The 12,589-nt window shown below is 69.7% G+C and carries 13 protein-coding genes and 1 pseudogene; 8 read left to right on the forward strand and 6 right to left on the reverse strand.

Features of this window, described 5'->3' with window-relative positions:
• Positions 1–43: 43 nt before the first annotated feature.
• Positions 44–295: an SHOCT domain-containing protein gene (locus DL519_RS45995; protein WP_223838663.1), complete on the reverse strand. Its 252-nt coding sequence runs from the start codon at positions 293–295 to the stop codon at positions 44–46.
• Between the two features lie 260 nt (positions 296–555).
• Here DL519_RS45995 and DL519_RS09790 point away from each other — a divergent pair, with 260 nt between their 5' ends.
• The 3 genes from DL519_RS09790 (at position 556) to DL519_RS09800 (ending at position 3,528) form a co-directional block, all read left to right on the forward strand.
• The gene (locus DL519_RS09790; RefSeq protein WP_190814119.1) at positions 556–1,566 is read left to right on the forward strand and encodes a 3-phosphoglycerate dehydrogenase; all 1,011 of its coding nucleotides are present in this window, start codon (positions 556–558) and stop codon (positions 1,564–1,566) included.
• Positions 1,563–2,573, forward strand: a complete 1,011-nt coding sequence (locus DL519_RS09795) for a DUF1015 family protein (protein ID WP_190814121.1) — start codon at positions 1,563–1,565, stop codon at positions 2,571–2,573. The genes DL519_RS09790 and DL519_RS09795 overlap by 4 nt, the downstream gene beginning before the upstream one ends.
• 214 nt (positions 2,574–2,787) lie before the next feature.
• Positions 2,788–3,528: an NPP1 family protein gene (locus tag DL519_RS09800; RefSeq protein ID WP_223838664.1), complete on the forward strand. Its 741-nt coding sequence runs from the start codon at positions 2,788–2,790 to the stop codon at positions 3,526–3,528.
• Between the two features lie 35 nt (positions 3,529–3,563).
• Here DL519_RS09800 and DL519_RS09805 read toward each other — a convergent pair whose 3' ends face one another.
• Positions 3,564–4,505, reverse strand: coding sequence for a LysR family transcriptional regulator (locus DL519_RS09805; protein WP_190814123.1), 942 nt, complete (start codon positions 4,503–4,505; stop codon positions 3,564–3,566).
• Between the two features lie 130 nt (positions 4,506–4,635).
• Between DL519_RS09805 and DL519_RS09810 the strand changes: the two genes are divergently transcribed.
• The 3 genes and pseudogenes from DL519_RS09810 to DL519_RS09820 form a co-directional block, all read left to right on the forward strand.
• The gene (locus tag DL519_RS09810; protein WP_190814125.1) at positions 4,636–5,892 is read left to right on the forward strand and encodes an aromatic ring-hydroxylating oxygenase subunit alpha; all 1,257 of its coding nucleotides are present in this window, start codon (positions 4,636–4,638) and stop codon (positions 5,890–5,892) included.
• Positions 5,889–6,962, forward strand: a complete 1,074-nt coding sequence (locus DL519_RS09815) for a hybrid-cluster NAD(P)-dependent oxidoreductase (RefSeq protein ID WP_190814126.1) — start codon at positions 5,889–5,891, stop codon at positions 6,960–6,962. Before DL519_RS09810 ends, DL519_RS09815 begins: the two co-directional genes overlap by 4 nt.
• A gap of 26 nt (positions 6,963–6,988) precedes the next feature.
• Positions 6,989–7,192, forward strand: a pseudogene (locus DL519_RS09820) (helix-turn-helix domain-containing protein); the annotation flags it as partial.
• Between the two features lie 8 nt (positions 7,193–7,200).
• On the opposite strand, the gene DL519_RS09825 reads toward DL519_RS09820, so the two are convergent.
• From DL519_RS09825 to DL519_RS09840, 4 genes are all read right to left on the reverse strand, one after another.
• On the reverse strand, positions 7,201–7,584 hold the full coding sequence (locus DL519_RS09825) for a TraR/DksA C4-type zinc finger protein (RefSeq protein WP_190814129.1): 384 nt from the start codon (positions 7,582–7,584) through the stop codon (positions 7,201–7,203).
• Positions 7,585–7,759: 175 nt separating this feature from the next.
• The gene (locus DL519_RS09830) at positions 7,760–8,776 is read right to left on the reverse strand and encodes a TerC family protein (protein ID WP_190814131.1); all 1,017 of its coding nucleotides are present in this window, start codon (positions 8,774–8,776) and stop codon (positions 7,760–7,762) included.
• A 252-nt stretch (positions 8,777–9,028) separates the two neighbouring features.
• Positions 9,029–9,715 (reverse strand): TIGR04282 family arsenosugar biosynthesis glycosyltransferase, encoded by a 687-nt coding sequence (locus DL519_RS09835; protein ID WP_397545043.1) that lies wholly within the window; start codon positions 9,713–9,715, stop codon positions 9,029–9,031.
• Entirely contained in the window at positions 9,709–10,353 is a 645-nt protein-coding gene (locus DL519_RS09840) for a glycosyltransferase family 2 protein (protein ID WP_190823884.1), read from the reverse strand. The genes DL519_RS09835 and DL519_RS09840 overlap by 7 nt, the downstream gene beginning before the upstream one ends.
• Positions 10,354–10,469: 116 nt before the next feature.
• Here DL519_RS09840 and DL519_RS09845 point away from each other — a divergent pair, with 116 nt between their 5' ends.
• Positions 10,470–11,831: a hypothetical protein gene (locus DL519_RS09845; protein ID WP_223838665.1), complete on the forward strand. Its 1,362-nt coding sequence runs from the start codon at positions 10,470–10,472 to the stop codon at positions 11,829–11,831.
• Positions 11,832–11,835: 4 nt separating this feature from the next.
• Positions 11,836–12,540, forward strand: coding sequence for a response regulator transcription factor (locus DL519_RS09850; RefSeq protein ID WP_190814135.1), 705 nt, complete (start codon positions 11,836–11,838; stop codon positions 12,538–12,540).
• Positions 12,541–12,589 lie beyond the last annotated feature (49 nt).

The following is a 12,589-nucleotide window of genomic DNA, read 5'->3' on the forward strand; positions in this document are numbered from 1 at the left end:
AATGCGCTCGGCCGCCGGAAACCACTTCCGGCGGCCCTCGGGATCAGCCCAGCTCGTTGAGTCGCTCGCGGTACTCGTCGGAGCTGATCTCTCCCCGGGCGAAGCGCTCGGACAATATCTCCTTCGCCCGCTCGACGCCGGAGCGGTGCCGCGGCCGGCCGCGAACCGCCAGCCAGATCACCGTGGCGATCAGGGCGACGATCAACAGCAGGAAGAACAACCCGAAGATCCAACCCGGGCCGCCGTGCGCTCCGTGCCAGCCGGGGCCCCACGGCGCCAAGAACTCGGTCAACATCACTGCCACCTCCGAAGCCGGATCCACTTGCTGCTCAAGCTTCGGTTCGGCGACCTCGGATGTCGTCGGTCGGCGAGCGGCAATTGGTCTACCGCGCTCGACGTAGTGCGCGTACGCAGGACTACGTGCGCATCACCGCGGCGCGAGGCCTTCGGATCGGGTGTTGACTGCACTCCGGCCCGACCGCCACCATTGCGCCATGCGCAGCACGGTGCGCATTGAGCAACAGTGCCAGGACTCCAGCTGGTTGGGAGTTACCGATGAGGATCCTGCTCGCCGACGCCTTCCCCGCTGCTCACCTGGCCGAGCTGACCGAGCTGGGCCACGACTGCGACTACCGGCCGGACACCACGACCGATCAGCTCGCCGAGATGCTCACCGGATGCGAGGCACTGGTGGTCCGCAGCACCCTTGTCCCCGCCTCTGCGCTCGACGGCGCCGACGCGCTGCGGCTGGTCATCAGGGCCGGATCCGGCACCAACACGATCGACTGCGAGGCCGCGTCCAGGCTCGGGATCCACGTGTGCAACGTGCCCGGGCGCAACGCGGTCGCGGTGGCCGAGCTCGCCTTCGCCCTGCTGCTCTCGTTGGATCGCAGCATCTGCGACAACGTCGCAGACCTGCGGGCAGGGCGCTGGGACAAGAAGCGGTACTCGCGCGCACGAGGAATCCTCGGCCGCCGGGTCGGCGTCATCGGACTGGGCCAGATCGGGCTGGCGTTCGCCGAACGCGCGGCCGCATTCGGGATGGAGGTGAACGCCGTGGCCAAACCCGGGCGCTCGCAGGAGACCCTGGACCGCGCCAGCTCGATCGGCGTGCACTTCGTCGACGACCTGCACACCCTCGCGCGGACCTGCGACGTCCTTTCGCTGCACGTGCCTGCGACCGACGACACCCGGCACCTGATCGACGCCGACCTGCTCGCCCAGGTGCAGCCGGGCACGATCATCCTGAACACCTCGCGCGGCGATCTCGTCGACGAGGACGCGCTCATCGAAGCCATGGAGGACAAGGACATCCGCGCCGGTCTCGACGTCTACGCGGACGAGCCCACGACGAGCACGGGGCACATCGAGTCCAGGCTCGCCAAGCACCCGAACGTCTACGGCACCCATCACATCGGGGCCTCCACCGAGCAGGCACAACAGGCAGTCGCCGCGGAAGTGGTGCGGATGATGGAGGCCTTCGCCTCGGGCACGGTGCTGCACTGCGTGAACCTCGACGAAGCGCGTTCCCCGCAGCCCGCAACGCATTTCGGCGACGGCTCATGAGCACCACCCGGCAGGGCGCTTCGGAGACCGCCGGGATCACCGCGCGGCCGCCGCGCGTGCTGTTGCACGGGAGCGCGCTGTCCGAACCGGCGGTCGTGGTGTACCGGTTGGAGACCGATCGGCACCGGCAGACCGGGGTCGTGGTCGAGGTGTCGATCGACGACTACCGGCAGGGCCGGATCCGCCGCCACGAAGCAGCCCAACCGTCCCGCGTGCGGGAACTCGACGAGCAGACCGAGGCCACGGGGATCGAGCGGATGCCCGTGATGCTGGTCCACAGAGGACATCTGCAAGCCCGGATCGCCGAGATCACCGCCGATGTTCCCACCGCGCGCCTGACCGGCGGCGGCGTCACCCACACCGTCTGGGTCCGGCGCGACGAGACCTGTGCGCGGGCGCTGTGCGATGAGATCGGCCGCATCGGCGACCTCTACATCGCCGACGGCCACCACCGGATGCTGGCCGCCGAGCGATACGCCGCACGGCACGGCCACCTCGGTCCCGACCACCCCAGCGCCTTCACCCTCGCTGCGCTGTTCCCCAGCGACGAGATGCGCATCCTGGGGTACCACCGCTGTTTCGCGCTGACGCCGGGCACGTCCACCCGGGATGTGCTGGATCGCCTCGCCGACCACCCGCTGACCGAGCGGATCGAGGAATCCCCGGCGGCGCAGACGGAATCCGGCGTGGTGGCGGTCGGCCTCGGCGACCGCTGGTACCGGCTGCGGCTGCGCACCGCGGGAGTCCTCGACGCCTTCGCCGTCGAGCAAGACCTCTTGCCGAAGCTGTACGACCTCGTGGACCACCAGATCGAGGCGATGCCGAACCTGCACCACGCCGTGGAAACCTGCTGGTGCAGCAACGAGAACGCGCTCCGGCTGATCCCGCACCCACCGACGGTCGACCAGGTGATGGCGACCTCGGACGCGAGCCGGCCGATGCCGCCGAAGTCGACCTGGTTCGACCCGAAACCCGCGCCGGACCTGTTCCGCCGCCAGCTCACCTGACCAGGCGCGTGCGAAACGGGCGGTGAACCCGGCGAGAGGAGCCGGAACACCCCCTACACCTGCGGCGGAAACCTCACTACGATCACGCGTCGACCGGCGTCGATCAGGAGGTTCTGCGGTGACGGGCATTGCGGCGAACGGAAGAACGCGTAGGAAGCAAACCCCGCCGCCGAACGGCGCACGTGCGGGAAAACCGGGAAAGTTGTCGTTCGCCGTGAGCACCGTCGCAGGTGCCGCCCTGCTGGCCGTCGGGCTTCCCCCGGCCGCCTGGGCGGAACCGCCGGCCGCGCTGCCCGCGAGCTTCGACGAGGCAGACGGCAAGTGGCAACCGGCCTTCGACTACGACGGCGACGGCTGCTACTCCACCCCGGCCATCGGTCCCGACGGGGCGATCGCCGAGGGGTTGAAACCCTCCGACGCCCTCAACGGGAACTGCCACGACCAGTCCGATCTCGACAACACCAACTCCTACTCCCGCGCCAAGTGCAACGACAACGGCTGGTGCGCCTACCTCTACGACCTGTACTTCGAGAAGGACCAGGCGCTCGACGGCGTGGACGACGCCTTCGGGCACCGGCACGACATCGAGCACGTCGTGGTGTGGGTAAACCAGGGCGAGGCGCAGTACGTTTCGACCTCGGCGCACGGGAACTACGACAAGCACCCCAGTTCCGAGGTCGCCTGGGAGGGAACGCACCCCAAGATCGTCTACCACAAGGACGGTGCCAGCACGCACTGCTTCCGCCTGGCCAACCACGACGAGCAGCCGGAGAACCACTACGGCACGTGGCAGTACCCGGACCTGGTCAGCTGGAACAACTTCCCGTCCGGCATCCGGGACAAGCTGACCGGCGCCGACTTCGGCAAGGCCAACCTGGGGATCAAGGACGGCGCCTTCGAGAAGAACCTCGAGAAGGCCAAGCCCAACGAAGTTCCGTTCAACCCCTACGAGTGATCGTGGGCATGAGCTCCGGGACCCCCGCCTCGCCGTCAAAGCGGCGAGTTCGCCTCCGCCGCCGGGACGACGGGCAGGATCCCGGCCGCGGTCTTGGTGATCGTCTCGTGCGCACGGGCGATCGTGGGGTTGTCCTGGCCGCCCGACCGGGTGACGGCGAGGATCCGGCGGGCAGGGGCGGGCTCCCCGTGCAGGCGGATACGCGCGACCGGCCAGTCGCGGTGCAGCCGGGCCAGCCGGGGCACCAGGATGACGCCGAAACCGTGGGCGACCATGGCAGTGCCGGTGTCCCATTCGTCCGCGTAATGCGCGATGTCCGGGCTGAAGCCCGCCGCCATGCACGCGGTGATCACCAGGTGGTGGTAGGTGCTGTCCGGGCGGCCCACGATCCACGACTCGTTCGCGGCGTCGGCCAACGTCACCACCGGGCGAGCCGCCAACGGGTGACCCGCGGGCGTGACCAGGTCGAGCGGGTCGTCGAGCAGCGGCAGCTGATCGAAGCGCGAGTCCGACAGCGGCGGGGTGTCGGCGGTGACGATCACCAGAGCGAGATCGGCATCGCCGGCGAGCAGCAGGTCGAAGCAGCGGGCCGGCTCGGCTTCGATCAGCCGCACGCGCAGGTTCGGGAAGCTGTCGCGCAGTTCGGCGGCCGCAGGTGGCAGCAGATGCGTTGCAGCGGTGGAGAAACCGCACAGCGTGAACGATCCGCCGGGCTCGTCGGCGAGTGCCGCCAGATCGGCTTGGGCGCGCTCCCACTGCGCGAAGAGCAGCTCGGCGTGGTGCAGCAGCGCCCGGGCGGCCGAGGTCAGCCGAATCCTGCGACCCTGCGGCACCACCAGCTCCACGCCGAGCTCGGCCGACAGCTGGCGGAGCTGGTACGAGACGGCCGAAGGCGTGTAGTGCAGCGCGTGAGCCGCAGCCGTGACGGTGCCGTGCTTGGCGACGAGCTGCAGCACCCGGAGCCGACTGTCAATCATGCAAGCAGTTTGCACGATTCTCTGCATGAACGTTTGATTGTCCGCCGACCGTTCGAGCCCCACGCTTGCGGTGTGCCGGTCTCCGGCAGCGCGTGCTCTTCAATCCGAACGGAATTCGTGAGGAGTAGAAGTGACTGCACTCCCAGACATCGCGGCAACACCGGCGGAACTGATCGATCGCCGGGCCGGCAGGCACAGCCTGGAAGCACCGTTCTACACCAGCCCGGAGTTCTTCGACCTCGACGTCGCGGCGATCTTCGCCGAGCACTGGATCTTCGTGGCGACCGAGGCCGAACTCCCCGAACCCGGCGACTACGTCACCATCGCGCTCGGGCCGTACTCGATCGTCGTCGTGCGCGACGACGACGAGAACCTCCGGTCGTTCCACAACATCTGCCGGCACCGCGGTGCACGGATCCTTGAGCAGGGACGCGGATCGGTCGGGAACATCGTCTGCGGATACCACAAGTGGACCTACGGCACCGACGGCACGCTGCTGCACGCGCCGTCCCAGCCGCAGGGCTTCGACCCCAGCTGCTTCGGCCTCAAGCCGGTGCACGTCCGCAGCGTCGCCGGGCTCGTGTTCGTCTGCCTCGCAGAACAGCCGCCTAGCGACTTCCCCGACGTGGCCGCGCGAATCGAGCCCTACGTGCTGCCGCACCAGCTGCGCGGCGCCAAGGTCGCGGCGCAGGTCGACCTCGTCGAGGAGGGCAACTGGAAGCTGGTGATGGAGAACAACCGGGAGTGCTACCACTGCGACGGCCATCCCGAGCTGCTGCGCGCCTTCTTCCCGACCTACGGCTACACCGAGGAGAACCTCCCGCCGCGGCTTCGCCCCGTGCACGAGCGCTACCTGCGGGTGGACGCCGAGCTGCGCCAGACCTGCCAGCGCCTCGGGCTGCCGTACGAGCTGATCGAGGAACTGGACACCCGCGCCACCGGGTTCCGGATCCAGCGCGACGCGCTCAACCTCGCCGGTGAATCGTTCACTGCGGACGGCAAAGCCGCGTGCCGACCGCTGCTCGGCGACTTCCCGACGCCTCGCCTCGGCCACCTGGCGCTGCACCTGCAGCCCAACTCCTGGTTCCACTTCGTCAGCGACCACGCGATCACCTTCGCGGTGCTACCGCTGGCCGCGGACCGGACGCTGCTGCGCACCACCTGGCTGGTGCACCCGGATGCGGAGGCCGGCGTGGACTACGACCCGGACGAGCTGCTCGCGGTCTGGACGGCCACGAACGAGCAGGATGCGGAGCTCGTCGCCCGAGCGCAGCGCGGGGTCGGCAGCCCGGCGTACGAGCCCGGGCCATACGCCCCCACCGAGTACCAGGTCGAGGCGTTCTGCAACTGGTACATCACCCGCCTCCGAGCGCACCTGACGCGATGAACGGCGCGCCAACCTTCCGGTCCCTGGCCGGCCGCCGCGACTGGGATGACGCGGCGGATCAGCAGCTGGTCTGCAAGCAGGTCCAGCAGATCACCAGCGACGTCGCAACGTTCGTCCTCGAACCCGCCGAGCCCCGGCTGTTCCGCCACGACCCGGGGCAGCACCTCGTCGTCGCGGTCGAGATCGACGGGCGGGAGATCGAGCGGTGCTACACGATCTCCTCCCCACCGACGCGTCCGCACCTCGTGGCTATCACCGTGAAGCGGGTTCCCGGCGGGCCCGTCTCGAACTGGCTGCACGACCACATGACACCCGGCGCGGTGCTGCGGGCGCGGGGACCGCTCGGCGAGTTCTCAATGGTCCGCCACCCGGCGGACAAGTACCTCTTCCTCTCCGGCGGCAGCGGCGTGACTCCCCTCATGTCGATGACCAGGACGCTGCACGACCTGGCGTCCCCGGTCGACGTGGCTTTCGTGGACAGCGCCCGCACCCCGGACGACATCGTCTTCCGGCAGGAGTTGGCGCTCTTGGCGGCGACCTCGGAGCGGATCCGGGTCGGCCACATCTGCGAGGCGGACGGGCCGACCGAGCGGTGGGACGGGCATCGCGGGCGCCTGACCACCGACGTGCTGCGGCAGATCGCCCCGGACTTCCTCGACCGCGAAGCGTTCGTCTGCGGCCCCGCTGGCTACATGAAAGCCGTGCGGCTGATGCTCGCCGAAGCCGGTTTCCCCATGGACCACTACCACCAGGAGAGCTTCACGATCACCCCGCCCGAGCCGGTGCGTGCGGTGCCCGGTGTGGACGAATCCTTCTCGGTGGAGCTCGCCCGCAGCGGGCTGACCATCGAGTGCGCCGCCGGCACGTCCGTGCTCGACGCCGCCGCGCGGTCGGGCATCAGCCTGCCGTCGTCCTGCGGGCAGGGCATGTGCGGCACCTGCAAAGCGACGCTGCTCAAGGGCTCCGTCGACATGCAGCACAACGGGGGCATCCGCCCCCGCGACCGAGCCGAGCAGAAGATCCTCCTCTGCTGCTCCAAACCGTTGGAGGACCTGGTCATCGACGCCTGAGGACCGCCGGTTCCGCCCTATCCGGACCCGTGGAGTGGCTGGTCAGGCAGCGCGTGCTGCACGCCCTGCGGCTCCTCGAAGACACGCAGCTGGGCATCGAAGAGATCGCGCGTGAATGCGGGTTCAGCACCGCTGCGCTGCTCCGGCACCACTTCCGCCGCATCGTGGGCGTCACGCCGCGCGACTACCGCCGCACCTTCTCCCGTCCTGCCGTCGCGAGCTCGGGTTGACGAGGTGTTCAGCGGCGGGTTGCGCAAGCAATGCAGGTCGTCGCCGCAGGTAGCGCCTCCAAGCGCTCCGGCGCGATGGGCTTCCCGCAGCGCTGGCAGATGCCGTAGGTGCCCTTGTCCAGCCGCGCAGTGGCCCGCTCCAGCTCGTCGAGCTCCCGCCGGACGTCCGCCAGCAGGCCCTGCACCTGGGCCCGCTCGTACGCGAGGGTCGCACCCTCGGGGTCGTGCTCGTCATCGGTGCCGGTCCACGTCGACACCTCGCCGATGGACTCCAGGTGGCGTTCCAAGGCCTCGACGCGCGCCATCGCACCGGCGCGCTCCTCGGCCAGCAATTCCCTAGCCGTCCGCGGTTCGAGCGGGGACGGCGCGTCCTGCGGCACCCGCTTGCTCATAACGAAGTGAACGCCGCCACTCGGTCGGCTATTCCGCCAGTTCACGCGTTTCCCGGGGCTCGATTACCGCGTCCGCCGCCGCAGGACCCGCACGTCGGCGTCGTCGTCCGTGCTGTTGGCGGCTGCAGCAACGAAGCGATCACCGCAACCAGCCTGCTCATGCGACTGGCTGAGGTCATGCGCTGTGGTCGCCGCTGTGCGCGGGCTCGCGCACAGCCGCGGACTCCTCGGGTTTCTTCGCGGTCAAACGGGAGCGGAGCAGGCTCGCCACGGTCGTCACCGCCAGGGTGAGGACGATGAAGCCCAGCGACGCGGCGATGCCGATGTCCGGTACCGCAAAGCGGATCTCGTCGATGTGCGAGCCGTGCAGGGCCTCGATGATCAGCTTCAGCCCGATGAAACCGAGGACCACCGCCAAGCCGTAGCTGAGGTACACCAGGCGGTCCAGCAGCCCGCCGATGACGAAGTAGAGCTGCCGCAGCCCCATCAGCGCGAAGGCGTTCGCGGTAAAGATGATGAAGCCGTCCTTGGTGAGACCGAAGATCGCGGGCATCGAGTCCAGCGCGAAGATGACGTTGGCGAGCCCGAGCGCGGCGACGACCACGACCATCGGGGTGAACATCCGCCGCCCGTCTACCCGGCTGGTCAGCTTGCCGCCGTCGTACGAATCGGATGTGGGCAGCACGCGCTGCAGCGCACGGACGACCGCGTTGTCCGGGTCCTCTGGTTCGTCACCGGCACCGTCCCTGGCGACCTTGATGGCGGTGTAGATCAGGAATGCTCCGAAGATGTAGAAGACCCAGCTGAAGGCGTTCAGGGCCGCGACCCCGGCGGCGATGCAAACGCCGCGCAGCACCAGCGAGAGCACGATGCCGATGAACAGCACGCGGTGCTGGTGCTCCTTCGGCACCGCGAACCGCGACATGATGATGACGAACACGAAGAGGTTATCGACCGAGAGGCTGTACTCGGTCACGTAACCGGCGAAGAACTCCGCGCCACTGGTGGGCCCGGCGAAGACGAGCAGGAGCACGCCGAAGAGGCCTGCGAGGGCGACGTAGCCGACGACCCACAGGCTCGCCTCCCGGACCCCGACCGCGTGCGGCCGGCGACCCACGAACACCAGGTCTCCGACGATGAGCGCGGCCAGCGCCGCCAGGGTCGCGATCCACACCCACACCGGGAAGTTCATCGGCACTCCACCTCCGTGCGCCAACGCGCGTCAGGGCCGGGGGTCGGGTCCGGCGTGGCTCGCCACGATCCCCAGCAATGTATTCGGTATACTGAATAATATTCAGCGCGATTCCGACATCAAGACTCATTCCCGGCGTCGTCGAGAGTCCACAAAGGACTCCTTGGCTTTTCGTACCGGTGGATCATCAACGCCCGCACGGGGTGGCGTCAACATTGTCCCGGACACACCGGCACGGCCGTTCTCCCCGCGTTACCCGTCGGCGACGTTCCGGCACGTCGACGGGGCCGGCAAGCTCGCGACGAATCGCGAATTCGGCACCAGGCCCGCGACGCGGACCGCGTCCTCCATGGTGTCCACATCGGTCAGCGGCGGCAGTGCGGCCACGCGCAGACCTGCGGCACGCAGCGTAGCCAAGGTTCGCACACCTGTGTCGGAACGAGACGTGGGAACCCCGCGCAGGAGTTGCGCATCGGCGGCCGACCGGAATCCCGCCACCCACCAGCCGCCGTCTTCGGCCGGGCCGAGCGCCGCGTCCGCGTTGTCGAGCGCTTCGCACGCCGCGGCGAGCAGCTCGGGTGTCACCTGCGGCGTGTCCATCCCGATCTGCACGATCGAAAGGCCGGGGTGAGCGGCGGCGGTGTCGGCGTGCGCGGCGGCCAACCGCGCGGGGAAACCATCGCCGCGTTGACCGAGCACCGTCCATCCGCGCAGCGCGTTGCGCAGCTCCGCCGAGCAGGTGGCCTCCGCCAGATCCCCGGCCAGGGCGACTACTGGCCGGACGCCGGGAGTGCGCCGCACAGCGTCCACTGTGTCCAACAGGCTCGCGGCGGCTATGCGGGCCGCTTCGGCATGCGTCGCAGGCGGGCACAACCGGGTCTTGACCAGGCCCGGCACGGGAGCCTTCGCCACCACGAGGAGCGCGGTCGGGCTCACCAGAGCACCCCTGCCATGTCGCGGACCGCGCGGACCGTGCCAAGCACCGAGCCGGATACCTTCGACCGGGTTCCCGACGCGCGGGGCCTGTACACGACGTCCAGTTCCCGCACTCGCCAGTCCGCCTCCCCCGCCTTGCACAGCAGTTCGAGCGGGTATCCGAAGGCGCGGTCGGCTACCGCCAGCCGCAGCAGGTCGGTTCGCCTGGCGGCACGAATCGGGGCGATGTCGTGGACCGGCAAGCCCCGACGCCGCAGCAACCCGGCGATCACCGCGTTGCCCACCCTCGCATGCCGCGGCCACGCCTCGGCCGACACCGGAACCCGCCGCCCGACCGCCAGTTCCGCATTCCCCTGACGCACCAGAGCGACCAGCGACGGCAGCACACCCGGGTCCAACGAGCCGTCGCAGTCCAGGAAGCAGACGAATTCCGCGGTCGCCGCCATCAACCCGGCGTGCACGGCGGCGCCGTAACCGCGCCGGGGCTCCCGGATCACGACCGCACCGTTCGCCGCCGCGACCTCTGCGGAGCTATCGGTGGAACCGTTGTCCACCACCAGCGGCCGGAAGCCGGGCGGCATAGCAGCAAGCACTCCGGGCAGCGCGGCCGCTTCGTCCAAGCACGGCAGCACCACGTCCACATCGTCCACGGCAACCAGTGAAACCCAGAGCGGGCGACTCGGAAACTCAAGCCAGGCTTAAGGAATCATTACGTCCGAGAAGTTCTTACGATGTTCTGACGGACCGCACCGCCGAGTTGGCCGACAGGCCCGGCGGGATTACCTTCGCAGTGGTGCGGCTCCTCCCCCAGCGCCCCGGAATCCAGTCGGCGCGCGCCGATCTGATCGCGTTCGTCGTCGCAGTCGCCGGCACCGCGGTCGCCGCGGTCGCCGGTGCCCTGCTCAACGATGCGGGCGTTCCGCTGCACGCAGACGCGGCACCGCTGTTCGGGTTCTGGCTACCCCGCATCGGTCCTGGCACACCTCTCGCGGTGGCCACCGCGGGCGTCGTCATCGCTTGGGGACCGCCGCTGGCCGCGCGCCTGCCCTGGAGCAGTCTGCTGGCGGCCGGATACCTCGCCGCGTTGTGCTGGACGTTCTCGCTGGCGCTGATCGACGGCTGGCAGGACGGCATCGCCGGACGACTCACCGACTGGACCGAGTACCTGCACGACGTCCCGCGAGTCACCGATATCGGTGCGATGCTCGGTTCCTTCACCGAGCACATCCTGGCCGGACGGCCTGATTCCTGGACAGTGCACGTTTCCGGACACCCGCCGGGAGTCCTGCTGTGCTACGTGTGGCTGGACCGGATCGGCCTCGGCGGCGGCGCGTGGGCCGCGGTCGTGACAGTGCTGGTCGGCACGCTCGCGGTGGTCGCGGTACCGGTCACCGTGCGGGCCCTGGCCGGGGCGACAGCGGCGCGGGCCGTCGTGCCGTTCGCGGTCCTGTTCCCGGGCGCGGTGTGGGCCGGGGTTTCCGCCGACTGGATGTTCGCCGGGATCGTGGCCACCGGAGTGGCGCTGCTGGCCGTCGCGTCCGTCCGGACCGGTCCGGATGCCTGGGCGACTGCGGTGTTCGCCGGTGTCCTGCTCGGATTCGGGCTGTTCGTGAACTACGGCCTGGTGCTGATGTTCCCGCTCGTGTGCGTGGTGCTGCTGCGAACGCGTGGGATTCGTGCGGTGCTCCTCGCGTCGGTGGGCACCGCTGGTGTCGTCGCCGCGTTCGCGCTCCACGGGTTCTGGTGGCTCGACGGCTACCACCTGGTCATCCAGCGCTACCAGCAGGGAGATTTCGCTCAGCGACCGTACAGTTACTGGGTAGGCGGCAACCTCGCCGCGCTGCTGATCTCGGCTGGCCCGCTGGCGGCAGTGGCCGTCCGGCGCGCCGTCCTGGACCGGGGCGCGGCGGCGTGGCTGGTGCTGGCCGCCGCGGTGGCGGTCCTGGCTGCCGACGTCTCGGGGCTGAGCAAGGCCGAAGTGGAGCGGATCTGGCTGCCGTTCGCGGTGTGGTTCGCTGTCGGGGCCGCGCTCCTGCCTGCCCGGCACCACCGCTGGTGGCTGGCCGGGCAGGCGCTGACCGCGCTGGCTGTGAACCACCTGATCGCGACGAATTGGTGAGCCGATGGAGCACGCGGCCGAGGCGGGACGAGTGCTGGTCGTCGACGACGACCACACCGTCCGCGACGTGGTGCGCAGGTACCTGGAGCGGTCCGGCTACGAGGTCGGCCTCGCCGAGGACGGCGAGACCGCGCTGCGGCTGTTCGCCGAGCGGGAACCGGACCTCGTGGTCCTAGACCTGATGCTGCCCGGCATCGGCGGGCTGGAGGTGTGTCGTCGGGTGCGGGAGCGCGGTCAGGTCCCGGTGGTGATGCTGACCGCGCTGGGCGAGGAGTCCGACCGCGTGCTCGGGTTGGAGCTCGGCGCCGACGACTACGTCGTCAAGCCGTTCAGCCCGCGCGAACTGGTGCTGCGGGTCGGTTCGGTGCTGCGCCGGGCCCGAGCTGCGCCGACCGCCGACCGGGAGACCCTGGTCGACGGCGCCCTGCGGCTGGACCTGGGGGCGCGGCGCGGCACGCTGGACGGGGTCGAGCTCGCGCTGACCGGCCGCGAGTTCGACCTGCTTGCGTTCCTGCTGCTCAATCCGGGCCGGGCCGTCACCCGCCCGGAACTGCTGGAAGCGGTGTGGGGCTGGAGCTTCGGCGACCACTCGACCGTGACCGTCCACATGAGACGACTGCGGGAGAAGGTCGAACCGGACCCGGCGCGCCCCCGGCGCATCAGCACGGTCTGGGGCGTCGGATACCGGTACGACCCGGAGGCACCGTGACCAGCGGTGGCCGCGCCGGGACCGCAACCCCGCCCGACGGATCAGGATG

This window comes from Saccharopolyspora pogona (assembly GCF_014697215.1).
Classification (GTDB): Bacteria; Actinomycetota; Actinomycetes; order Mycobacteriales; family Pseudonocardiaceae; genus Saccharopolyspora; species Saccharopolyspora hattusasensis.

What these genes read in the sequence shown, in the direction of transcription:
- DL519_RS09825 (WP_190814129.1), bottom strand. Translation starts at nt 7,584, where the DNA reads ATGAGCAAGCGGGTGCCGCAGGACGCGCCGTCCCCGCTCGAACCGCGG.
- DL519_RS09805 (WP_190814123.1), bottom strand. Translation starts at nt 4,505, where the DNA reads ATGATTGACAGTCGGCTCCGGGTGCTGCAGCTCGTCGCCAAGCACGGC.
- DL519_RS09795 (WP_190814121.1), top strand. Translation starts at nt 1,563, where the DNA reads ATGAGCACCACCCGGCAGGGCGCTTCGGAGACCGCCGGGATCACCGCG.
- DL519_RS09830 (WP_190814131.1), bottom strand. Translation starts at nt 8,776, where the DNA reads ATGAACTTCCCGGTGTGGGTGTGGATCGCGACCCTGGCGGCGCTGGCC.
- DL519_RS09790 (WP_190814119.1), top strand. Translation starts at nt 556, where the DNA reads ATGAGGATCCTGCTCGCCGACGCCTTCCCCGCTGCTCACCTGGCCGAG.
- DL519_RS45995 (WP_223838663.1), bottom strand. Translation starts at nt 295, where the DNA reads ATGTTGACCGAGTTCTTGGCGCCGTGGGGCCCCGGCTGGCACGGAGCG.
- DL519_RS09815 (WP_190814126.1), top strand. Translation starts at nt 5,889, where the DNA reads ATGAACGGCGCGCCAACCTTCCGGTCCCTGGCCGGCCGCCGCGACTGG.
- DL519_RS09850 (WP_190814135.1), top strand. Translation starts at nt 11,836, where the DNA reads ATGGAGCACGCGGCCGAGGCGGGACGAGTGCTGGTCGTCGACGACGAC.